The organism is Solibacillus sp. FSL R7-0668 (assembly GCF_038006205.1).
Classification (GTDB): domain Bacteria; phylum Bacillota; class Bacilli; order Bacillales_A; family Planococcaceae; genus Solibacillus.
The window spans coordinates 3,195,940-3,218,969 of record NZ_JBBOUU010000001.1 but is presented as its reverse complement, the minus strand read 5'-3'; the positions used below and the strand labels follow the sequence as shown (position 1 = coordinate 3,218,969).

20 protein-coding genes are annotated in these 23,030 nt (G+C 40.9%); 18 read left to right on the top strand and 2 right to left on the bottom strand.

Annotation, left to right across the window (positions count from 1 at the left end; all coding sequences use genetic code 11):
* The 6 genes from MKX47_RS16035 (at position 1) to MKX47_RS16010 (ending at position 7,789) form a co-directional block, all read left to right on the top strand.
* Positions 1-1,518 (top strand): CoA-acylating methylmalonate-semialdehyde dehydrogenase, encoded by a 1,518-nt coding sequence (locus MKX47_RS16035; protein ID WP_340776155.1) that lies wholly within the window; start codon positions 1-3, stop codon positions 1,516-1,518.
* Between the two features lie 429 nt (positions 1,519-1,947).
* Positions 1,948-3,345, top strand: coding sequence for a dihydropyrimidinase (gene hydA / locus MKX47_RS16030; protein WP_340776152.1), 1,398 nt, complete (start codon positions 1,948-1,950; stop codon positions 3,343-3,345).
* Between the two features lie 59 nt (positions 3,346-3,404).
* On the top strand, positions 3,405-4,742 hold the full coding sequence (locus MKX47_RS16025; RefSeq protein WP_340777851.1) for an NAD(P)-dependent oxidoreductase: 1,338 nt from the start codon (positions 3,405-3,407) through the stop codon (positions 4,740-4,742).
* Between the two features lie 11 nt (positions 4,743-4,753).
* A complete protein-coding gene (gene preA / locus MKX47_RS16020; protein WP_340776149.1) occupies positions 4,754-6,037 on the top strand; it encodes an NAD-dependent dihydropyrimidine dehydrogenase subunit PreA in 1,284 nt (427 codons plus the stop codon).
* A gap of 37 nt (positions 6,038-6,074) precedes the next feature.
* The gene (locus MKX47_RS16015; RefSeq protein ID WP_340776146.1) at positions 6,075-7,556 is read left to right on the top strand and encodes an NCS1 family transporter; all 1,482 of its coding nucleotides are present in this window, start codon (positions 6,075-6,077) and stop codon (positions 7,554-7,556) included.
* A 20-nt stretch (positions 7,557-7,576) separates the two neighbouring features.
* Entirely contained in the window at positions 7,577-7,789 is a 213-nt protein-coding gene (locus tag MKX47_RS16010) for a hypothetical protein (protein ID WP_340776143.1), read from the top strand.
* Positions 7,790-7,918: 129 nt separating this feature from the next.
* Here MKX47_RS16010 and MKX47_RS16005 read toward each other — a convergent pair whose 3' ends face one another.
* Positions 7,919-8,530, bottom strand: a complete 612-nt coding sequence (locus tag MKX47_RS16005; protein ID WP_340776141.1) for a spore coat protein — start codon at positions 8,528-8,530, stop codon at positions 7,919-7,921.
* A 92-nt stretch (positions 8,531-8,622) separates the two neighbouring features.
* On the opposite strand from MKX47_RS16005, the gene MKX47_RS16000 reads away from it, so the two are divergent.
* The 9 genes from MKX47_RS16000 (at position 8,623) to eno (ending at position 17,946) form a co-directional block, all read left to right on the top strand.
* Positions 8,623-9,219, top strand: coding sequence for a LemA family protein (locus tag MKX47_RS16000; RefSeq protein ID WP_340776138.1), 597 nt, complete (start codon positions 8,623-8,625; stop codon positions 9,217-9,219).
* Between the two features lie 84 nt (positions 9,220-9,303).
* Positions 9,304-10,077 (top strand): TPM domain-containing protein, encoded by a 774-nt coding sequence (locus tag MKX47_RS15995; protein WP_340776134.1) that lies wholly within the window; start codon positions 9,304-9,306, stop codon positions 10,075-10,077.
* A 122-nt stretch (positions 10,078-10,199) separates the two neighbouring features.
* Positions 10,200-10,433, top strand: coding sequence for a glutaredoxin family protein (locus tag MKX47_RS15990; RefSeq protein WP_340776132.1), 234 nt, complete (start codon positions 10,200-10,202; stop codon positions 10,431-10,433).
* 176 nt (positions 10,434-10,609) lie between these two features.
* The gene (locus MKX47_RS15985; protein WP_340777848.1) at positions 10,610-11,629 is read left to right on the top strand and encodes a sugar-binding transcriptional regulator; all 1,020 of its coding nucleotides are present in this window, start codon (positions 10,610-10,612) and stop codon (positions 11,627-11,629) included.
* A 69-nt stretch (positions 11,630-11,698) separates the two neighbouring features.
* A complete protein-coding gene (gap, locus tag MKX47_RS15980) occupies positions 11,699-12,712 on the top strand; it encodes a type I glyceraldehyde-3-phosphate dehydrogenase (protein ID WP_340776129.1) in 1,014 nt (337 codons plus the stop codon).
* A 370-nt stretch (positions 12,713-13,082) separates the two neighbouring features.
* Positions 13,083-14,267, top strand: a complete 1,185-nt coding sequence (locus MKX47_RS15975) for a phosphoglycerate kinase (protein ID WP_340776126.1) — start codon at positions 13,083-13,085, stop codon at positions 14,265-14,267.
* A gap of 13 nt (positions 14,268-14,280) precedes the next feature.
* Positions 14,281-15,042, top strand: coding sequence for a triose-phosphate isomerase (gene tpiA, locus MKX47_RS15970; RefSeq protein WP_340776123.1), 762 nt, complete (start codon positions 14,281-14,283; stop codon positions 15,040-15,042).
* The gene (gene gpmI / locus MKX47_RS15965) at positions 15,035-16,576 is read left to right on the top strand and encodes a 2,3-bisphosphoglycerate-independent phosphoglycerate mutase (RefSeq protein ID WP_340776119.1); all 1,542 of its coding nucleotides are present in this window, start codon (positions 15,035-15,037) and stop codon (positions 16,574-16,576) included. Before tpiA ends, gpmI begins: the two co-directional genes overlap by 8 nt.
* 77 nt (positions 16,577-16,653) lie before the next feature.
* Entirely contained in the window at positions 16,654-17,946 is a 1,293-nt protein-coding gene (gene eno / locus MKX47_RS15960; RefSeq protein WP_340776115.1) for a phosphopyruvate hydratase, read from the top strand.
* 268 nt (positions 17,947-18,214) lie between these two features.
* On the opposite strand, the gene MKX47_RS15955 is transcribed toward eno, so the two are convergent.
* Complete coding sequence (locus MKX47_RS15955; RefSeq protein WP_340776112.1) at positions 18,215-19,156, bottom strand: nuclease-related domain-containing protein; 942 nt, start codon at positions 19,154-19,156, stop codon at positions 18,215-18,217.
* A 169-nt stretch (positions 19,157-19,325) separates the two neighbouring features.
* On the opposite strand from MKX47_RS15955, the gene secG reads away from it, so the two are divergent.
* The 3 genes from secG (at position 19,326) to rnr (ending at position 22,929) form a co-directional block, all read left to right on the top strand.
* Positions 19,326-19,553 carry a preprotein translocase subunit SecG gene (gene secG, locus MKX47_RS15950; protein ID WP_340776109.1) on the top strand — a complete coding sequence of 76 codons (228 nt, stop codon included), beginning with the start codon at positions 19,326-19,328 and terminating at the stop codon, positions 19,551-19,553.
* Positions 19,554-19,721: 168 nt separating this feature from the next.
* Positions 19,722-20,468 carry an alpha/beta hydrolase gene (locus MKX47_RS15945; protein ID WP_340776106.1) on the top strand — a complete coding sequence of 249 codons (747 nt, stop codon included), beginning with the start codon at positions 19,722-19,724 and terminating at the stop codon, positions 20,466-20,468.
* Between the two features lie 40 nt (positions 20,469-20,508).
* Positions 20,509-22,929 (top strand): ribonuclease R, encoded by a 2,421-nt coding sequence (rnr, locus tag MKX47_RS15940; RefSeq protein WP_340776103.1) that lies wholly within the window; start codon positions 20,509-20,511, stop codon positions 22,927-22,929.
* Positions 22,930-23,030 lie beyond the last annotated feature (101 nt).

Genomic DNA, 23,030 nt, shown 5'->3' with positions numbered 1-23,030 from the left:
ATGACAGAAGCGGTTTCAGTAAAAAAATTAACGCATTTTATTAATGGGCAATTAGTAGAAGGGAAAAGCGGTCATTATGCCAATGTCTACAATCCATCAACGGGTGAAGTGATTGCAGAGGTACCACTTGCAACTGCTGAGGAAACAAGTGAGGCCATTGCTGCGGCTAAAGCGGCATTTCCAGCATGGCGTGATGTAGCCGTTGCAAAGCGTGTAGAAGTCATCATGCGTTTTCGTCAGCTCCTAACAGAAAATATCGAGCAATTACTGAATATTATATGCACAGAAAGCGGAAAAACATTAGAAGATGCGCGTGGTGAAATTATTCGTGGATTGGAATCCGTTGATTTAGCGATTGGAGCGCCTCACTTAATGAAAGGGGAGTATTCGGTTAATGTTGGCGGTCAAATTAATTCCTACTCGGCAAAATATCCTTTAGGGGTTGTTGCGGCGATTTCACCATTTAACTTTCCAATTATGGTTCCGTTAGCGCAAACTTCAATGGCTGTAGCTGTTGGAAATGCCGTTATTTTAAAGGCATCTGAAAAAGTGCCGATGACTGCATTATTTGTCAGTGAATTATGGAAAAAGGCAGGCTTACCAGATGGTATTTGGACAGTGATTAATGGGAGTAAAGAGGCCGTCAATGAGCTATTAGAAAACCCAGCTGTGCAAGCCATTTCCTTTGTAGGTTCAACACCGGTAGCAAAATATATTTACGAGACTGGTGCGAAATATGGAAAGCGTGTAACCGCACTTGGCGGTGGTAAAAACAATATGGTCGTCATGCCCGATGCAGATTTAGAGCAAGTAGCTAACGCATTTATTGGGGCAGCCTATGGAGCAGCTTCTCAACGCTGTATGGCCATTTCGACAATTATGCCGGTTGGTGAAGAAACTGCAAATAAATTAGTAGCGATTTTAAAAGACAAAATTAGTCGATTGAAAGTCGGCAGTTATACCGAAGAAGGAACAGATTTTGGACCGGTCATTTCAAAAGAATCCAAAGAGGGGATTTTAAAAGCGATTGATCGTGCGGAGCAGCAAGGGGCAACGGTTGTCAATGATGGGCGTACATTAAACATGGCGGAAAATGCAAATGGTTATTTTGTCGGCCCTACATTATTAGATAATATTACAACCGATATGGATATTTTCGAATTGGAAGTATTCGGTCCCGCTCGAAATGTGGTGCGCGTAGCCTCGTTGGCAGAAGCAATTGCTGTCATTAACTCGCAGGAACTCGCAAATGGTGTCACAATCTTTACGAATGACGGTGCAGCTGCACGCAAGTTTACAACCGAAATTGATGTAGGAATGGTTGGCGTGAATGTCCCAATTCCAATTCCAGTAGGTTATCATAACTTTGCTGGATTTAAAGGCTCTCGATTCGGTGAAGGTCATATGTTTGGACCAGATCAAGCCCGCTTCTTCACAAAGACGAAGACGATTTCAGAGCGCTGGCTTGAAGTAACAGAAAAAATAGAGTCTACCTTTGCCTTCCCTAGCAATAACTAAATAGACGGATAAAACAAGGAGCATGCTTTATTACATTGTGAATAAGTAATATTGAAATGGCTCCTTTGTTTTTGTGATTTTTACAATTTGTCCACAATTTTGTATAAAACACCTTACGCAATGTATATTAAAATGCAATCATTCATTTTATAAAATGAATAATATTCCAAAAATACCAATCAACATTCCCACATTCTATGAAATTGTATTTACTAAAAATAGTTTGGTAGTACGCTTTTCCACATAAGTTATTTGCACATTCATTTACCTCAATTTTATCGACATATGGATATTATCGAAACTTTTTTCATAAGTAAATAGAATAGAATAAATACGCCTTTAATAGTCGGAAAATTTTGTATTATGCTATTGTATCAATTTTAAAAGAGAGTTTTTGCTAAATAATTTTAGGAAACGGGAGGAGAAATTATGAAGAAGATTGTCACTGGAGGAACGATTGTAACGGCTGCTGATACGTATAAAGCAGATTTATTGATTGAGGGCGGGGTGATTACGCAAATTGCGCCGAGCATTCAAGCAGCAGATGCGGAAATTGTGGATGCATCAGGAAAGTTTATTTTTCCGGGTGGCATTGACCCGCATACCCATTTAGACATGCCTTTTAATAATACCGTTACCGATGATGATTGGGCGTCGGGGACAATTGCAGCAGCCTATGGGGGAACGACGACCATTATTGACTTCTGTATTAGTGCGGGTTCTCCTACTTTAATGGATGCCATTGATACATGGCATAGCAAATCAAAAGACAAGGCGGTTATTGACTACGGCTTCCATCTAATGATTGGTGATTTAAATGAGCAACGTTTAAAGGAATTACCGGAGGCGCTAGAACGAGGTGGCATTAACTCCATCAAGGTATTTTTAGCGTATGCCAAGGAATTTCAGGCAACAGATCGTACATTATTCCAAGCCTTTAAAGTTGGAAAAGAGCTAGGGGCAACGGTGATGGTGCATTGTGAAAATGGGTCAGTTATTGATGAGCTCGTAGAAGAGGCAAAGGCGAAGGGCAATACGGAGCCAATTTACCATGCATTAACACGTCCGCCAGAAGTCGAGGGAGAGGCGACAAAACGTGCGATTGAGCTTGCTAATTTAGCGGGAGCACAATTGTATGTTGTACATGTTACATGTAAAGAAGCAGTCGATGAAATTATTGCAGCGCGCAATAAAGGCTACAATGTCTTAGGTGAAACATGCCCACCTTATTTAGTATTGGATCAATCCGCATTAGCGAAGCCAGATTTTGAAGGGGCTAAGTATGTATGGTCACCACCTTTACGCCCGAAAGCGCATCAGGAAGTATTATGGAATGCATTGAAGGCGAAGCAATTACAAACAATTGGTTCAGATCAATGTTCATTCAGCTTTAATGGCAAAAAATCATTAGGAAAAGATGACTTTTCAAAGATTCCAAATGGCGGGCCGTTTATAGAGGATCGCTTCTCGGTATTATATTCGGAAGGTGTAGAAAAAGGGCGAATTACCATCAATGAATTTGTCGATATGATTGCTACACAGTCGGCAAAGATTTTTGGCCTATTCCCGCAAAAGGGCACGATTGCGATTGGCTCAGATGCGGATATTGTTTTATTTGATCCAACTGTAAAGCGTACGATTTCAGCGGAAACCCATCATATGAATGTGGATTATAACGCATTTGAAGGGCTTGAAGTAACAGGTGAACCAATCAGTGTTTTAGTGCGTGGGGAATACGTCATTAAAGAGAAAAAATTCGTAGGGAAGCTTGGAAGTGGCAAGTACATCCGACGAGAAGTAAAGAACACAACAAAAGTATCTTCATAGGTATTGATTCTACTAGACAAGTAATAACAAATCACACTGGAGAGAGGATTGTTATGAAAATGAGTACTGATTTATCCAAAAACTTTGAAGAAATGTTTGGTGGTTTAACAACGTATACGGCAACGGTTGAAGCAAATCGCTGTTTATATTGCTACGATGCGCCTTGTATTCAAGCCTGTCCAACGAGCATTAATATCCCAAGCTTTATAAAGAAAATTGCTTCGAATAATATGAAGGGCTCTGCGCGTGTCATTATGGAGTCAAATCCTGTAGGTGCCAGTTGTGCGCGGGTTTGTCCCACAATCGAGCTTTGTGAGGGAGCTTGTGTATTAAATAGTGAGGAAAAACCCATTCAAATTGGTCATTTGCAACGCTATGCAACCGATTGGTTACGTGAATCGGGTGTGAAACTATTCACACCACAGCCGGCGAATGGTAAGAAAATAGCGATTATTGGAAGTGGCCCAGCAGGATTATCTGCCGCGCGAGAATTGGCGTTATTAGGCTATGCCATAACGATTTACGAAGCAGATGAAAAAGCAGGGGGATTAAATTACTACGGAATCGTTTCCTTCCGTTTACCACAGGATGTCGTAGAGTGGGAAGTGCAGCAAGTCCAAAACTTAGGTGTGGAAATAAAAACAAGCACAAAAATAGGAGAAGACGTGCTCGTAGATGAGCTCCTTGCCAATTTTGATCGCATTATCGTAGCGGTTGGGATGGGGAAAGTACCGATGCTAGGTATTGAAGGTGAAAACTTAGAGGGCGTATATGATGCGATTGATTTTGTGAAAGAATCGAAGGCAATATTTACGGATAAGGTAGTAGGGAAAAAAGTAGTTGTCATTGGTGCTGGAAATACAGCAATCGATGCTGCAACTTGCTCGGTCCGTTTAGGCGCAGAGCAAGTGCAAATTGTTTACCGACGTACGTCAAAAGAAATGACGGCCTATGATTTTGAATATGAATTTGCCAAGCAGGACGGCGTGGAATTCAGATGGTTATCATTACCTAAACGAATTATTGGCAATGAAAACGGTCAAGTCATTGGGATAGAATGTGTAAAAATGAAGTTAACGGATATTGAAAATGGAAAAGGAAAGTTAACGGAAATTCCGAACTCTGAATTTGTCATTGAAACGGATGCAGTCATTCGAGCGATTGGTCAAACGAAGCATTATGAGCTGATTGAGCATTTAGGATTAGCGCATACGCGTGGTGTGATTGATGTAGACATGAATAGTTTAAAAACATCGAATCCGAAAATTTATGCTTGTGGTGACGTGATTTACGGCAATGGCTATGGAGAAGCAACGGTCGTATCCGCGGCACAGCAAGGAAAAGATTCGGCATACGTCATTCATAATGAACTGAACGCAAAATCAGAAATTGCATAGGGGGTATACAAATGGCAGATTTATCGATTAATTTCGCAGGTATTAAGTCACCGAATCCATTTTGGCTAGCATCCGCACCACCAACGAACTCAGGCTACCAGGTGCAAAGGGCGTTTGAGGCAGGCTGGGGTGGCGCGGTATGGAAAACATTAGGTGATCCAATCTTAAACGTTTCATCCCGTTTTGCAGCGGTTAGTTTTAATGGACAAAAGGTGGCAGGCTTTAACAATATTGAGTTAATTACAGACCGTCCCTTAGAAGTGAATTTAAAAGAAATTTATGAAACAAAGAAACGATTTCCGAATCATGCGATTATTGCGTCGTTAATGGTGGAACCAAAGGCCGAAAAATGGCATGAAATCGTGAAGAAAGTACAGGATGTCGGCGTCGATGGCTTTGAATTGAATTTTGGGTGCCCACATGGAATGGCAGAACGTGGAATGGGTGCTGCTTCAGGGCAGGTGCCAGAGCTTGTAGAAAAGCAAACGTATTGGGCAAAGGAATATGCGGAAGTACCGGTAATCGTGAAATTAACACCAAATATTACAGATATTACGGTAACAGCAGAAGCGGCAGTTCGTGGTGGTGCAGACGCCATAAGTATGATTAATACGATTAATAGTTTAGCTGGAGTGGATTTAAACTCTTGGAACACAATCCCACATGTCGGAAATAAAGGGGCGCACGGTGGCTATTGTGGCCCGGCTGTTAAACCGATTGCACTAAATATGGTCGGGGAATGTGCTAGAAACCCGTTTATCAACGTGCCGATTTCAGGCATTGGTGGCATATCGAATTGGCAAGATGCAGCGGAGTTTATATTGATGGGTTCTACAAGCGTGCAAATTTGTACAGCGGCCATGCATCATGGATTTAGTATTGTGGAAGATATGATTGATGGCTTAAGTAATTATCTAGATGATAAAGGCTTAGCTTCAGTAATGGATTTAGTTGGAAAGACGGTTCCGAAATATTCTGATTGGGGGGATTTAGACTTAAATTACAAGGTAGTCGCAGAAATTAATAATGACATCTGTATTAATTGCAATAAATGTCATATAGCTTGCGAAGATACTTCTCATCAATGCATCGACTTGTATTCGGAAAATGGGCGTCCAATGCTAAAGGTTCGAGAAGAGGACTGCGTGGGCTGTAATTTATGCTCCATCGTTTGTCCGGCAGAGGGGGCAATTACGATGAAGGAATTGCCGCATACCCAAGCACCTATGACATGGAATGAAAGACAATCATTACTTGCAGGTTTCAGCGCAAATAATTCAAATGTTGTCCGTTAATTCGTTTTGTGAAATCTAATTAAAGATGGGGTGTCGTATGTCAAAATCCAAAAATTCAAGTGACAATTATTTAAAGTCCCCTGATTTACTACCGATTAAATATGAAAATCGTAGTATTGGGATGGTAGGATTTGGCGTAATTTGGGTGGGAATGGCCATTGTTTTAGCTGCCTTCGCAATTGGTGCTGGAGGCATTATTAACTTGAGTATGCCTTTGCTAATACTGGCGACATTGGTTGGTTCTATATTGATCGGAATATTTATGGTGATTATCGGTGATATCGGTGTAGAGCATGGCTTATCGTTTCCAGTTTATATGCGGGCGCCATTTGGGACGATTGGGACTCATTTCCCATCATTTGCCCGTGCATTTACTGCTTCTTGTTGGTTTGGGATTAATACGTATTTTGGAGCAGCGGCAATCAATGGAATTTTAAATATTTTAGTAGGCTTTGACAATTGGTTTGTGTGCTTCATCGTATTTGCCGGGCTACAATTGCTAAATGTGTCATTGGGGATTAAGTCAATCGAGCGCTTTGCAGATTTCGCAGCGCCAATCATTATCTTCATCTCGATTTGGATGTATTTACAATTATCTGCTGAAGCAAAGGCGCAAGGGAAGGCAGTATGGTCTTGGGTGGAAGCTCCGCAAACAGGCTTTGAACAATTTACCGCATTTATGGTCATTGCGACGGCGGTTATGGGCTTCTGGGCGACACTGGCTGCTGATATGCCCACATTATCTCGCCACCTTAAAGCGCCGAAAAATGAGCGTAACTGGTTCAAACGAAATAAAGCGCAATTATTAGGTTCTCTTGTTATTCAACCTATTTTTAATACGCTAATGGTTGTTATCGGCGCGGTATGTTATATGTCGGTAGGTTCCGGTGATCCAATTAATGCCCTTCAACAAGCGGCAGGTGGGGTTGTACTTGTTATGCTATTATCGATGATTGTCTTAGCACAATGGTCGACAAATACTTCTGCGAACGTCATTCCAGCAGCGACCATCTTTTCGAATATCGGAGGACCAAAAGTGCCTTTCTGGGTAGGGGTAATAATTGCAGGGATTGTTGGTACGATTGTTCAACCATGGAGCTTGTTCGATATTTTAAATAGCGTGCTCCTAATTGTTGGTGGAATTTTATCTTCTATTGTCGGTATTTTATTTGCGGATTATTATTTACTTCGAAAACGTCGTGTGAATGTAAATGACTTATATGAAACGAATGGGCAATATCGTTATTTAAAAGGTGTAAATTTAGCAGGGATTATTGCTTGGATTATTGGTGGGTTAATCGCAAATATCTGGCCAGCGTATTCTTCATTAATCGGCTTTTTTGTAGGGGCGGTCATTTACTTTATATTAGCAAAGTATTGGTGGTTCAAAAAATATCCACAAGCTGAAATTATCAATCCAAGTGATGAAGACTATTTAGGAATTACAACGGGGCGCAGTTGGGAAATTGATGTGGAAGCAGAACCAATTAGCGTTCCATCAACGGTTTCTACAGAATAAAATAGTGAAGAGGTGGGGTTATGTCAGAATTTCAGTTTGTCGAAAAGGAAATGCAGCAAATTGATCAACTACTAGCGCAAAACTACATTTTCACCAATATTAGCGAAGATTTAGAAGGTGCATATGTAACTTTTATGAATGTAGATACGAAAGATGAATTAATTTTGCATATTAAAATGGCAGAGACGAGAAAGTATTTTTCGTCTAAGCTATATGAGCAATTGAATAAGTGAGATAAAAAATTGCTTCGTTTAATAAGAAGAGCATGCGCACAAAATAATGGCGCATGCTCCTTTTGCATTTTGAGAGAAATAAGAAACATTTGCTTATTTCATCCGTAATATATTGGTATGCTGAGGAATTTAGTTTGGCATATTTTTTGCTTTCTCTGCTTGTCCATACATGTTCAGCATGATATTCATATCTTGTTCGGATAACTGTGGTACTTGGTAAATGCCTTTTTTGTTTTCATAAAGTGAAACTTCGTAAGCCATTTCGATACAGTTAGCGACAGAGTCCTGTAAAACTCTGCGTACGACTGGATTAGTTGTTTCAAGCGCAGCAGCCGTTTTTCCTTTTGCCCCTGCTTTATGACAGCCGAGCATGAAGCCTGAAATGACCGCATCATTTATTTCATTTGCCGAAGTCATTGGCTTTTTCGGGGCGCCTGCTGTCATGCCATAATTTGTATCATTGCCCATTTGCATATTGTAGCTACGGGTAGGATGCTGCGGGTCATGCCCAGTTTTATAGGCTTCCATTGTAATATTATATTCGTCGAGCATGAATGCGTACTGACGATCCATAATATTTAAGAGCTCGCTATCTTGTACATGGTCACGCAGTAGCACAAATTGGTTTAAGCCAGCAATCATGGTACTTAGTACTTCGTGAACGTCAAGCAGTTCGTGGGCACCGTGGTTCTGAGAAAAGGGCATTTGATTGTCTTGAGATTGTGATGATTGGGTAAACATTAATAAACCTCCAATTTAAGAAATTTCGTACGTTCTTATTGTGAGGAATAATAAAAATTTTATACGCATTTTTTAAGGAGAGGGTGTTCGTAATGTATGTAAAAAATCAAAAAGGAAGTGCGCTATTGATTGCGCTCATTGCCATTGTAGCAATTGTAGTTATTGCAGCAGTTATGATGGTGCCAAAATATAATGGCCTCGTAACAGGTGAGGAAAAGGTAGATGCTACATGGGCGCAAGTAGAAAACCAATTACAACGAAGATTTGATTTAATTCCTAATTTAGTAAATACGGTAAAGGGCTATGCAGAACATGAGGAAGAAGTGTTTACACAAATTGCTAATGCACGCACGGAATATGGAAATGCCAATACAGTAGAAGAAACAGCGGATGCGAGTAATGATTTATCTTCTGCATTGTCACGTTTATTAGTCATCGTAGAGAACTATCCAGAGTTAAAGGCGGATGTCCAATTTACACGTTTAATGGATGAGCTTGCTGGTACTGAAAATCGTTTGGCGGTGGCACGTAAAGATTATAACGAAACAGTCCAAACATTTAATAATGATGTCCGTCGCTTCCCTGGTAATATCATTGCGGGCATGTTCGGCTTTGAGAAAAAAGACTATTTCGAAATTAAAGAAGGTGTAGAAGAATCGCCAACCATTGATTTTGGTAGTGATGACTAAACATTCTAGGCATCATGTTGCCGTTATGTTCAAAAAATCTATAAGCGGCACTTCAGATTGTCGCTTCTAAAGGGGGACGGATACATGAAAAAAATGGCTGTGCTGATTTTGTTGTTTACAATACTGCCGATGCAAGTATTGGCAGCCATTCCGCAAAAGCCGGCATATAATTCCTATGTTCATGATTATGGGAATGTAATCTCTGCTGATGTTGAACAAAATTTAATTCAAGCAGCGAAAGCACTTGAAGGCTCCACGGGAAACGTGATTGTGATGATGACCATTGATACGATCGGTGGATTAGCACCATATGAATTTGGGACAGAAACAATCCGAAAATGGGGAATTGGTGACGCAGAAGCTGATAATGGCATGCTCATTTTTGCGACAACAAATCAAGGAACGGGAAAAAATGATGTTTGGATATCGGTTGGGGATGGACTTGAAGGGGATTATCCAGATGGGTTACTAGGTGAGATGATTGATACGTATATGAAGCCATATTTAGTTAATGGTGATTATACAAATGCATTCGCTAATATCTTTTGGCAGTTTTATGAAGAAATGGGGGGCGATACAAGTGGCGCGGATTTCGTAAAGCCTGTTTCAGCGAATGATGATGGAGAAATTTCGATAGGTTTTATTATTTTCATTGTCATTGTCTATTTCTTCATTACAAAATATGGTGGAGGCGGTGGCCCGGGTGGACGCCGACGCATGGCACGTAGAGTTTACCGACAGGGTGGTTTCCCAGGTAGTTTTGGTGGCGGCTTTGGCGGTGGCGGCAGTTCAACAGGTGGCTTCGGCGGCTTTGGTGGAGGTGGATCATCCGGAGGCGGCGCGGGCAGAAAGTTTTGATAGCCGTTCGTGTGAATAAGTATTAAAAAAGCGGCTCGTATACACAAGACGGGCTGCTTTTTAGTTGAAAAAAGCTTATGTAAACGTTATATATTTTATAATAGAGAAAGGAGAATGCTACAGTGCTTGTAAAATTTTATTCTCGTCCAAACTGCGAGCTTTGCATCGAAGGCTTACATACTTTAAAAATCGTACAGGATGACATTTCTTTTACGATTGAACAATTCAATATAGAAGAGCATGATGAATTGCACGAAAAATATATGCTCATGATACCGGTTGTTGAAAAGGATGGGAAAGTCATTCAATACGGGCAATTGGATTATGTCACATTATTCGATGCGCTAAATGACTAATCATTTAGCGTAATTTGCAAGAGGATGCTCGAAATAACGAAAAATCAGTTGCAATTTTATGGGATTTATTTTACAATGAAGGCACAAATTATTTTTTTTGCTCCATGTGGGACTAAAAATAATTCGGTGGGACAAAAATAGTCCCTTAAGTAAGAGTAGGTGATTTTTTGGACAATGTGACATTTTTTGAAGCGGAGCGCAAATTGATGCCTGAAATCGATGCTTTATTTCAAAAGCGCTTTCGAATTTTACAGACGCTTGCGACATTTGGTCCAGTTGGAAGACGTGCATTGGCAGAGCAACTTCATATGACCGAGCGAGATGTACGGAATGAAATCACGATACTTAGTGAACAGCAACTTATATCTGTTCAAAAAAAAGGTATGATTTGTTCGCCAACGGGTTATGTAGTATTAGAACAGCTTTCAGAGTTGTATCGTGAATTATCAGGTATTGTTGCGAAAGAACAGCAGCTAGCTCACAAGTTTGGAATTAGCCGTGTGGTCATTGTTTCGGGAGATGTCGAGTCAGATGTTACGGTGAAACAGTTGCTTGGCAAGGAAGCTGCACAAATCCTGCTGAAAATTGCGCAAAGTAAAGATAAGATTGCTGTTACGGGTGGAAGTAGTGTTGCCTCCTTAAAAGAATATTTAGTGCCAAATACGGTACTAAGCGAAGTCGAATTTCTAGCAGCGCGTGGTGGTATGGGCGATGAAATGACATTCCAAGCCAATACAATCGTTGCAAAATTCGCGAAAAAGACGGGCGCAACGTATCGCACACTGTTTTTACCAGAGCATTTAAGTGCACAGGCTCATGAAGCGATGAAACAAGAGCCAATTATTCAAGAAATGATTGCACATTATGAACAAGTAAATATTGTTGTTCATGGAATCGGTGCAGCAAACGAAATGGCCCAGCGTCGAAATAGTTCTCCGTTAGAGCAGCAAGCACTTGATGAAAAGGGCGCTGTTGGGGAAGCGTTTGGCTATTACTTCAACGAGCAAGGAGACATCGTGCATCATATACGGACGATTGGTATTCAGCTTGAGCAGGTGAATCAGGCACGACATGTACTTGCAATAGCAGCAGGACATAATAAAGCGCCAGCGATTCAAGCGTATTTTAAAAATACAGTGGCACAAACAATCCTAATTACGGATGAACAAACCGCAAATGCAATCCTTGCGAAATGAAATAGTTTTTTAAAACGTATGGTGATACACCATACTGTTTAAATAAATAACATATTGGAGGAATTACACATGGTTTTACAGTTAGCAATTAATGGATTTGGACGAATCGGACGTTTAGTATTCCGTGAAGCGATGAAGCATGAGGAATTTGAAGTAGTTGCAGTAAATGATTTAACAGACGCTGGTCAATTAGCACATCTTTTAAAATATGACTCTGTACATGGCGTTTACGATGCAGATGTACAAGCAGAAGAAAACGCATTTATTGTTAACGGTAAACGTATTCAAGTGTTTTCTGAAAAAGACCCAGCTAAATTACCATGGGGTGAGCTAGGTGTAGATGTTGTTTTAGAATGTACAGGGAAATGGCGTTCATTGGAAGAAGTTTCGAAGCATATCGAAGCTGGTGCGAAAAAGGCGATTCTTTCAGCACCTGCAAAAGGTGAAATGCCAACTTATGTAATGGGTGTTAACCACACGGATTACAGCCCATCCGAAAACGTGATTTCAAACGCTTCTTGTACAACAAACTGTTTAGCACCACTAGCCAAGGTATTAGACGAAAAATTCGGCATTAAACGCGGCATGATGACGACAATTCACTCATACACAAACGACCAACGCATCCTTGACTTCCCGCATGCTGACCCACGTCGTGCACGTGCAGGCGCGGTATCCATGATTCCTACGACAACAGGAGCAGCAGTGGCCGTATCAAAAGTATTACCACAATTAAAAGGAAAACTAGACGGCTTCTCGATGCGTGTCCCAACACCGAACGTATCATGTGTTGACCTAGTGGCAGAGTTAAACACAGATGTAACATTAGAAGATGTAAATGGTGCATTAAAAGCAGCTTCAGAAGGCGAGTTAAAAGGAATTTTAGCGTACAATGAGTTACCACTTGTATCAATTGATTACAACGGGAACCCAGCATCTTCAACAATTGATGGCTTATCAACAATGGTAATGGAAGGTCGCATGGTTAAAGTGGTTTCTTGGTATGACAACGAAATCGGTTACTCAACACGTTTAATGGACTTAGCCTTATACATTGCAGATCAAGGAATTGACAAAGCGTAATCGTTAAATGTGACATACTTTTTAAAAATTAAAGAAAAAGTGTGACATAATATAGGTTATTCGTCATAAAAAGTATAGCCTTTAATTTCAGAACGACTTATAATATATAAGGGTAAAGAGCGGCAGGGAATCATAAGTACCCGAACCGCTCTTTTTTTCTGAAAAACGATAAGGGCCATGCAAGACAGTACTGCTGAATTTTGATACTATTTAACTTGGTAGATAGGGAAATATAAAATTTTCAAGGAAATCCACATAAAAAAAGATATCATTTCTCGCCATATTTGCGTGAAATGTGCTTTTCTAAGATTAACAAGTATGATTAACTCATAACGATTACTAAAATCAAAACTGAAGGAGGATTATCTTTATGTTTTTAAAGAAGTCAATGAATGATATAGATGTAAAAGGGAAGCGCGTATTTGTACGTGTGGATTTCAATGTGCCGATGGAGGCGGGGAAAATTACTGACGAAACGCGTATTCGTGCAGCAATCCCAACAATTGAGCAATTAGTAAATGCAGGTGCAAAAGTAATCTTAGCTTCACACCTTGGCCGTCCAAAAGGTGAAGTGAACGAAGAGATGCGTTTAACAGCTGTAGGTACTCGCTTAGCAGAACTGATGAACAAGCCCGTTACAAAGCTAGACGAATCGATTGGCGCAGCAGTTGAAGCAGCAGTAAATAACATGCAAGACGGCGATATTGTCCTTCTTGAAAATGTACGCTTCCATAAAGGGGAAGAGAAAAATGATGCAGCATTAGCACAAGAGTTTGCTAAATTAGCAGACCTGTATATTAATGATGCGTTCGGCGCAGCTCACCGTGCACATGCTTCAACAGAAGGAATTGCGAAATTTGTTCCAGCAGTATCAGGCTTATTAATGGAAAAAGAATTAGACGTACTTGGTAAAGCATTATCCAACCCAGAGCGTCCATTCACAGCCATTATTGGTGGTGCGAAAGTTAAAGATAAAATCGGCGTCATCGAAAACTTATTAGATAAAGTAGATCACTTAATTATCGGTGGGGGCTTAGTCTTCACATTCGTAAAAGCAATGGGTCATGACATCGGTAAATCTTTATTAGAAGAAGATAAAATTGAATTAGCAAAAAGCTTCATCGAACAAGCAAAAGCAAAAGGTGTTCAGTTACACATGCCAGTTGATGCAGTAGTCGCAAACGAATTCTCAAAAGATGCAGAAACACAAGTAGTCGCAATCGATGCGATTCCTTCTGATTGGATGGGACTTGATATCGGTCCAAAAACGGCTGAAAATTATGCGGAAGTAATCAAAGCATCAAAATTAATCATTTGGAACGGACCAATGGGTGTATTCGAAATGGAAAAATTCGCAAACGGTACAAAAACAGTGGCTGATGCGATGGCAGTAACAGAGGGCTACACAATTATCGGTGGCGGTGACTCAGCAGCAGCAGTAGAAAAATTCGAAGTAGCTGGCAAAATGGATCACATCTCAACAGGTGGCGGTGCTTCATTAGAGTTAATGGAAGGCAAAGCATTACCGGGCATTGTAGCACTAAATGACAAATAGGGGGAATTCTTGAATGCGTAAACCAATCGTAGCAGGAAACTGGAAAATGTATAAAACATTTGATGAGGCGGTTGACTTTGTTGAAGAAATTCAGCAAGCGATTCCTTCTCCAGATAAGGTGGATGCTGTTATTTGTGCACCAGCACTTTATTTACCAACATTAGTGGTAGCGGCAGAGGACTCATCTTTAGCAATCGGTGCCCAAAACATGCACTTTGAAGATGAGGGTGCATTTACAGGCGAAATTAGCCCAGCCATGCTGTCAAACATCCATGTAGACTATGTCATTTTAGGGCATTCAGAGCGCCGTGAGCTATTTAACGAAACAGATGATGCCGTAAATAAAAAAGTACGTGCAGCCTTAAATCATGGCATCGTGCCAATTATTTGCTGTGGTGAAACATTAGAAGAGCGTGAGGCGGGTTCTACAGAAAGTAAGGTTGCGGGGCAAATGACGAAAGCGTTAGAAGGCTTTGCAGCGGCTGAAGTAGAGCATATAGTCATTGCCTACGAACCAATTTGGGCAATCGGAACAGGCAAAACAGCAACAGCAGATGATGCTAACGCAGTTTGTGGTTCGATTCGAGCAGTAGTCGAAAGCTTATATGGTAAAGACACAGCTGACAAAGTACGTATTCAGTACGGCGGCAGTGTCAAGCCAGAAAATATTGAAGAATTATTAGCAAAAGAACATATTGATGGTGCATTAGTTGGCGGTGCAAGCTTACAACCTGCGTCATTTATGAAATTATTGGAGGCGGCAGCAAATGCCTAAACAACCCGTAGCACTCATTATTTTAGATGGTTTTGCCTTTCGTGAAGAAGTGAAAGGCAATGCTGTCGCACAAGCGAACAAACCAAACTTTGACCGTTATTGGAGTAGTTACCCACATGCAACACTTACAGCAAGTGGTGAAGCGGTAGGTCTACCAGATGGTCAAATGGGGAACTCTGAAGTTGGGCACTTAAATATTGGTGCAGGTCGCATTGTGTATCAAAGCTTAACACGTATTCATAAATCGATTCGTGAAGGTGATTTCTTCCGCAATGAAAAGTTTTTAGCAGCAGTAGAGCATGCGAAAAAACACGGATCCAAATTACACTTAATGGGCTTACTTTCAGATGGTGGGGTACATAGCCATTACGAGCACCTATTTGCCCTCTTAAAATTAGCAAAGGCAAAAGGTTTAAAAGAAGTATATGTCCACGGTTTCTTAGATGGTCGTGATGTTGGTCCAACAACGGCACGTGACTATATTTTAGAAACGGAAAAGCAAATGACAGAAATCGGTATTGGTAAATTTGCTTCGATTCATGGTCGTTATTATGCGATGGACCGCGACAAACGCTGGGAGCGCGTTAGCTTAACATACAACGCATTAGTGGACGGTGTTGGTCAAACGGCAGCAACAGCTTATGCGGGTGTAGAGTCTTCCTATGAGCGTGAAGTAAATGATGAGTTTGTCATTCCATTTGTCCTAACAGAAGAAGGCGCACCAGTGGCGACAGTGGATACAAATGATGCGGTCATCTTCTTTAATTTCCGCCCAGACCGTGCGATTCAATTATCCACAGTGTTTACGAATGAAGCGTTTGACGCGATGCCATTATCTGAAAAGCATCCGAAAAACATAAAATTCGTGTCATTCACGCATTATAGTGATGATGTTGTCGCAGATGTGGCATTTGAAAATGACAACTTAATCAATACCGTTGGGGAAGTCATTTCAAAAGCGGGTAAAACGCAGTTACGTATTGCCGAAACGGAAAAGTATCCGCATGTAACATTCTTTATGAGTGGTGGTCGTGAGGAAACATTTGCAGGCGAGGAGCGTATTTTAATCGCCTCACCGAAAGTAGCAACCTATGACTTAAAGCCAGAAATGAGTGCCTATGAAGTAACGGATGCCTTGCTTGCCGCGATTGCAGCGGATAAATTTGACGGCATTATTTTAAACTTCGCAAATCCTGACATGGTAGGGCATTCAGGAATGCTCGCGCCAACGATTAAAGCAATCGAGGCGGTAGATGAATGCTTAGGTCGCGTTGTTGATGCGATCCTAGCAAAGGGCGGTCAAGCGATTATTACCGCCGATCACGGGAATTCAGATGAGGTTGTGACAGTAGATGATCAACCAATGACAGCCCATACAACCAATCCAGTACCAGTCATCGTAACAAAGCCAGGTGTAAAGTTACATGAAGACGGAATTTTAGCAGATTTAGCGCCAACAATGCTTGATTTAATGCAAATTGCACAGCCTGCTGAAATGACAGGAAAATCGTTAATTATGCCAAACGAAGAATAGCTTTCGTGCGGTTGATTATATAAATAGTTCAAGTTTTACAATACCATCTAAATTTAATTACAGAGGAGTTTTTTATTATGCCATTCATTACTCAAGTATATGCTCGTGAAGTGTTAGACTCTCGCGGTAACCCAACAGTAGAAGTAGAAGTATTCACAGAATCAGGTGCTTTCGGTCGTGCCATCGTACCATCTGGTGCATCAACTGGTGAATATGAAGCCGTAGAATTACGCGATGGAGACAAAGGCCGTTACTTAGGTAAGGGTGTTGAAAAAGCAGTAGAAAATGTAAACACAATTATCGCTGAAGAATTAGAAGGTCAATACTCTGTATTAGATCAAGTAGTAGTCGACCAAGCGTTAATCGAGCTTGACGGCACAGACAACAAAGGTAAATTAGGAGCCAACGCAATCCTTGGTGTATCGATGGCAGTAGCACACGCAGCAGCTGACTATTTAGATGTTCCTTTATACCAATACTTAGGTGGCTTCAACTCAAAACAATTACCAGTACCAATGATGAACATCATCAACGGTGGTGAGCACGCAGACAACAACGTAGACGTGCAAGAGTTCATGATTATGCCAGTAGGGGCAAAATCATTCAAAGAAGCATTACGTATGGGCGCTGAAATTTTCCATAACTTAAAAGCAGTATTAAAAGCAAAAGGCTACAACACAGCTGTAGGTGACGAAGGTGGTTTCGCACCAAACTTAGGTTCAAATGAAGAAGCAATCACTGTAATCATCGAAGCAGTAGAAAAAGCTGGCTACAAAATGGGCGAAGAAATCCGCATCGCTTTAGACGTGGCATCTTCTGAGCTGTACAACAAAGAAACAGGTAAATACGTTTTAGCTGGTGAAGGCGTAGAAAAGACATCTGAAGAAATGGTTGCTTGGTACGAAGAGTTAACGTCAAAATACCCAATCATCTCAATCGAAGACGGCTTAGATGAAAATGACTGGGCTGGTCACAAATTATTAACTGAGCGTATCGGTAACCGCGTTCAATTAGTAGGGGACGATTTATTCGTTACAAACACAGCGAAACTTTCTCAAGGTATTGAGCAAGGTGTTGGGAACTCAATTTTAGTTAAAGTTAACCAAATTGGTACATTAACTGAAACATTTGAAGCAATCGAAATGGCTCAACGCGCGGGCTATACAGCAGTTATCTCTCACCGTTCAGGCGAATCTGAAGATACTACAATTGCTGATATCGCAATCGCAACTAACGCTGGCCAAATTAAAACGGGTGCTCCTTCACGTACAGACCGCGTGGCGAAATACAACCAATTATTACGCATCGAAGACCAACTTGGTGCAACAGCACGCTTTGAAGGTTTAAAGTCTTTCTATAATATTAAATAATTATTGATTTTCCAGCAGCAGGTGCATTCCAAGAATCGGGAGCCCTGCTGTTTTTTAGGTTTATTTGTTGTGCAGTGGTTCGCGAGGGGTGTGTGATGGGATGGGATAATAGCCAAAAAAGTAGCGATAATAGCCATTAATTTTAAGATAATAGTCAAATTTTAATTATAATAGTCACAATTCAATACTTAATAGCCAAATGTCAAATAGTTATCAAGAAACAATAAAATTCAACACCCTCCTCCACCATATAAAAGTCTGTTTCCCCCTACTCTTTGTAAAAAATATCTTCAGGAATCACATAGTAACGACCTTTTTTATCTCCATGCTTTTCCAAACCTAATCTCGTTAATATTTTGGATGCAGTAAATTTACTATCGATACCAACGAAGTCGCGAAATTCTTTATTGGAAATGGTAGGACGAATTAATACGCGATAGTGATGAAGAGCTTCAAATAATGCACTGCGATCATTTGAATTGCATTTTTCACAGATCCAATTACCTCGAGCGTAGTGCATTTTATAGCAATAATTGCATTTTTTACAAAGTACACCATGTTTGAGACGGTGCGCTTCAATGGAACGGCGAGCTGGTAAAGGTTGATGAATTTGCTGTAGTTTTTTATCAATCATGGAAATATTTACGAGGGGACTTGTATACGTTGCAAATAGATTTTCTAAGTAACGAGGTAATCCGCTTAAATGTATAATGGGCAATCCTTTTAATGAATCATCTAATTGAGCACGATAATTTGCGATAACGACTAATTCGTGGATTGGAATAACGATGTTAAATTGCAGTAAAAATTGCTCCAAAAATAATTTGTGGCGAAATGTTTGATCAAATGGATTAGGAAAATTTTCACGCAATTTATTTTCAGTGATGCGATAAAATTCATGGAGGGCAGGCTTGTAACAAAGTGTTCCCGAAATTTGCTTTACTTCAAGAATAAGAATAAAAAAAGGTGTAATGAGTAGCGCGTCAATTTGGTGGGAGAAACCGCGGTCATTCATACATTCGAAATTATAAAAAATGGAATATTCATTTTTAAATGGGTAATCATCTAAAACAAGTTTTAACTTTTTTTCGCCAACAGAGCCAGCCTCCATACGATAAAATTCTTCTTGAAATGAAAGTATTTCGTTGTCCTTCTCTTGGATTCGTTTATTGACTGCATCGATAAAAAAGTAATGGTTCGATTTTTGCATAGAATTTACCTCCTTACGACCAATTTACAATACAGTTGGACGATTAACAAGCTGCTTTCGTTTTTACGAATCCAATCATGGTGTTCTTTGCCAAAGAAATATTGTAATAGAGAGCGGATTTTGCTATACTAATTTGTATTGTGACGTCCATATCTAGGAGGTGGAGCAAATGCATACGTTATTAATGGTATTACTTATTATCATGGCTTTAGCCTTAATCGTTGTAGTATTACTACAATCAGGTAAAAGTGCAGGTTTATCAGGTGCCATCTCTGGTGGAGCTGAACAACTTTTCGGTAAGCAGAAAGCTCGCGGGATGGATTTAGTATTACACCGCGTAACAATCGTTCTTTCTGTTCTATTCTTCGTATTAGCATTAGCTATTACAAAATTCTAATCGAATGAATCTAAGTCGCCTAACCGAGTAATTGGCTTTCGGTTAGGCTTTTTCTTTTAGTAAGATGAAAAACACAGTATAATAGAAGAAATGGAAAGTTTTACTCGGTTCGAAGGTGTGTTCGAATCGGTTTTTTCATATATTTAAAAAAGACAGGAGCCGGCGAGCATGAAAACAGCTTTGTCTTCACCGTTTTTCTTCCGTGCAGGTAAGCGAGCGGTGTTATTATTACATGGGTTTACAGGCAGCAGTGCAGATGTGCGTATGCTTGGACGCTATTTAGAAAAGCATGGCTACACATCACTTGCGCCACACTATAAGGGACATGGTGTACCGCCTGAGGAATTAATCGCCTCACATCCGGATGAATGGTGGCAAGATGTAGTGCGAGGTTACAATGAGCTAAAAGAGGCTGGGTACGACGAAATCGCGGTTGCAGGGCTATCGCTTGGCGGTGTCTTTGCGCTTAAGCTGGCACTTGAACAGCCAGTAAAAGGTGTCGTCACAATGTGCTCACCGATGACAATGCGCACGACAGACATCATGTTTGAAGGCGTACTAGAATATGCAAAACAATATAAAAAACAACAAGGTAAAAGTGAACAGGAAATGAATATAGAAATAGAAGCGATTGAGCAGCAGGGCATGGCATCATTACCTGCATTACAAAAGCTGATTTCCGATGTAAGACAGTCAATCGATATGCTCTATGCACCGATTTTGGTCATTCAATCCACATATGATGAAGTGATTAATGCCGATTCAGCGAATATTATTTACAATTCGGTGGAATCGAATGAAAAGCATATTCGCTGGTTTGATCATTCTAGACATGTGATTACACTCGATAAAGAAAAAGACGAGCTACACGAAGAAGTTCTTACGTTTTTAAATTCGTTAGATTGGATAGTCTAATGTTGGGATACTATTTTTCTGTTCAAAGGAGGGAAAATATATGGCACAGCAAAATGAATTACAAAAACGCATTTTAGAGTTTATGAAAGAAGATACGTACAAACCAATGACCGTATCAGAAATAGAAGATGCGTTTGAATTAGTAGAGGCGGATGATTTCCGCGAATTAGTAAAAACACTGGTTAAGATGGAAGCGCAAGGCTATATTGTGCGTTCACGTTCCAACCGTTACGGCCTACCAGAGCGTATGAATTTACTGCGTGGTCGTTTTATAGGGAACGCGAAAGGCTTTGGTTTCGTTGCGCCAGAAGAGCAGGGCATGGATGATATATTCATTCCCGCATACGAAATTAACGGTGCATTAAATGGTGATACCGTTTTAGTGCGCATATTAAAGGAGCAGTCAGGCGATCGCCGTGAAGGGACTGTTACAAAAATTGTCGAGCGTAGCAAAACAACATTTGTTGGGACCTATCAAGCAAATCGCGGATTTGGCTTCGTTGTAACAGACGATAAAAAGCTCAATATGGATATTTTCATCGCCAAAGAGGATGCGCTTGGTGCTGTAGACGGCCATAAAGTCGTTGTTGAAATTACGCACTGGCCAGATGAAACAAAATCAGCTACCGGCATGATTACGAAGATTTTAGGGCATAAAAATGACCCAGGTGTGGATATTTTATCAATCCTTTATAAATACGATATTCCACCAGAGTTCCCAGCAGAGGTAGTAGATGCAGCAACGCAAGTGCCAGACGAAATTTCAGATGAGGATTTCGTTGGTCGTCGTGATTTACGCAATGAAGTCATCGTCACAATTGATGGCGCGGATGCGAAAGACTTAGATGACGCGGTAACTGTAACGAAAAATAATGACGGTACGTATAAATTAGGTGTGCATATTGCGGACGTAAGCTATTATGTAACGCAAGGCTCGGTGCTTGATAAGGAAGCGTATGAGCGTGCCACTTCTGTGTACTTAACAGACCGCGTGATTCCGATGATTCCGCACCGCTTATCAAATGGGATTTGTTCATTAAACCCACAAGTGGACCGTCTAACATTATCATGCGAAATGATTATCGACCAAGCGGGACAAGTGGTGAAGCATGAAATTTTCCAAAGTGTCATTAAGACATCAGAGCGTATGACGTATACGGATGTTTATAATATTTTAGAGCATGCGGATGAAAATCCAGAGCTAATCGAGCGCTATGAAAATTTAGTGCCAATGTTTAATGATATGAAGGATTTAGCACAAATTCTACGTAACAAACGAATGAACCGTGGTGCGATTGACTTTGATTTTAAAGAATCGAAAGTACTCGTGGATGAAGCAGGCTGGCCAACTGATATTGTGCTGCGTGAGCGTACAGTGGCAGAGCGCTTGATTGAGGAGTTCATGCTAGCGGCAAACGAAACAGTAGCCGAGCATTTCCACTGGATGGAAGTACCGTTCTTATACCGTATTCACGAAGATCCAAAGCCTGAAAAGCTACAGCGCTTCTTCGAGTTTGTGACGAATTTCGGTATTATGGTGAAGGGTACGGGCAATTCTGTACACCCGAAAGCACTACAGGAAGTCATTAAATCGATTGAAGGCTTGCCAGAAGAACCGGTTATTTCGACAATGTTACTGCGCTCTATGCAGCAGGCGAAATATTACGCGGAGTCTTTAGGTCACTTTGGTTTATCGACGGAGTTTTACACGCACTTTACGTCGCCAATTCGTCGTTATCCGGACTTAATCGTACATCGTCTCATTCGCACGTATTTAATTAATGAAGATACATCGGCGGAAACGGTATTCCAATGGGGTCAGGTAATGGATGATATTGCCGAGCATACGTCAAGTCGTGAGCGTCGCGCAGTAGATGCAGAGCGTGATACGGATGCCCTGAAAAAAGCGCAATTTATGAGCGATAAGGTTGGCGAGGAATTCGTTGGGATTGTCTCATCAATTACTAATTTTGGGATGTTCATTGAGCTGGAAAACACAGTGGAAGGCTTAGTGCATATTTCGAATATGACGGATGATTACTACCGCTTTGAAGAGCGTCATTTAATGATGATTGGTGAGCGTACAGGTCGTCAATTCCGCATTGGGGATGAAGTGAAGATTCGCGTGTCTAATGTAGTCATTGAAGAATCTTCAGTTGATTTTGAAATTGTGGGGATGGTTGGTAATGCACGCCCAACTCGTCGTCAAACATCAAAAGTGATTCATGCAGGCCGTCGTGAAGGGGGTCGCCGCAAGGATCAAGAGCGCACAGGTGAGAAGCGTGACCGTAAATCATCACGAGGTGAAAGCAAGAAGCGCCCGGAAAAGGAAAAGCGCACTGGGACATCTGAACGTGATCCACGCGGTCGCCGTAAAGATGGCAAAGCAAGCGATAAGCCGAAGTTTTACGAAGGCATCGCAAAGGGCAAAAAGAAAAAAGGGAAGAAAAAGAAGAAATAAGGCTGTTTGCTGTAGCATATCACGATGCTACAGCTTGCCCTGCTCTTTTCCTTCTAATTGAAGTGAAAATTAAAGGCCTTACTAAGCTCGCGCAAGGGTCT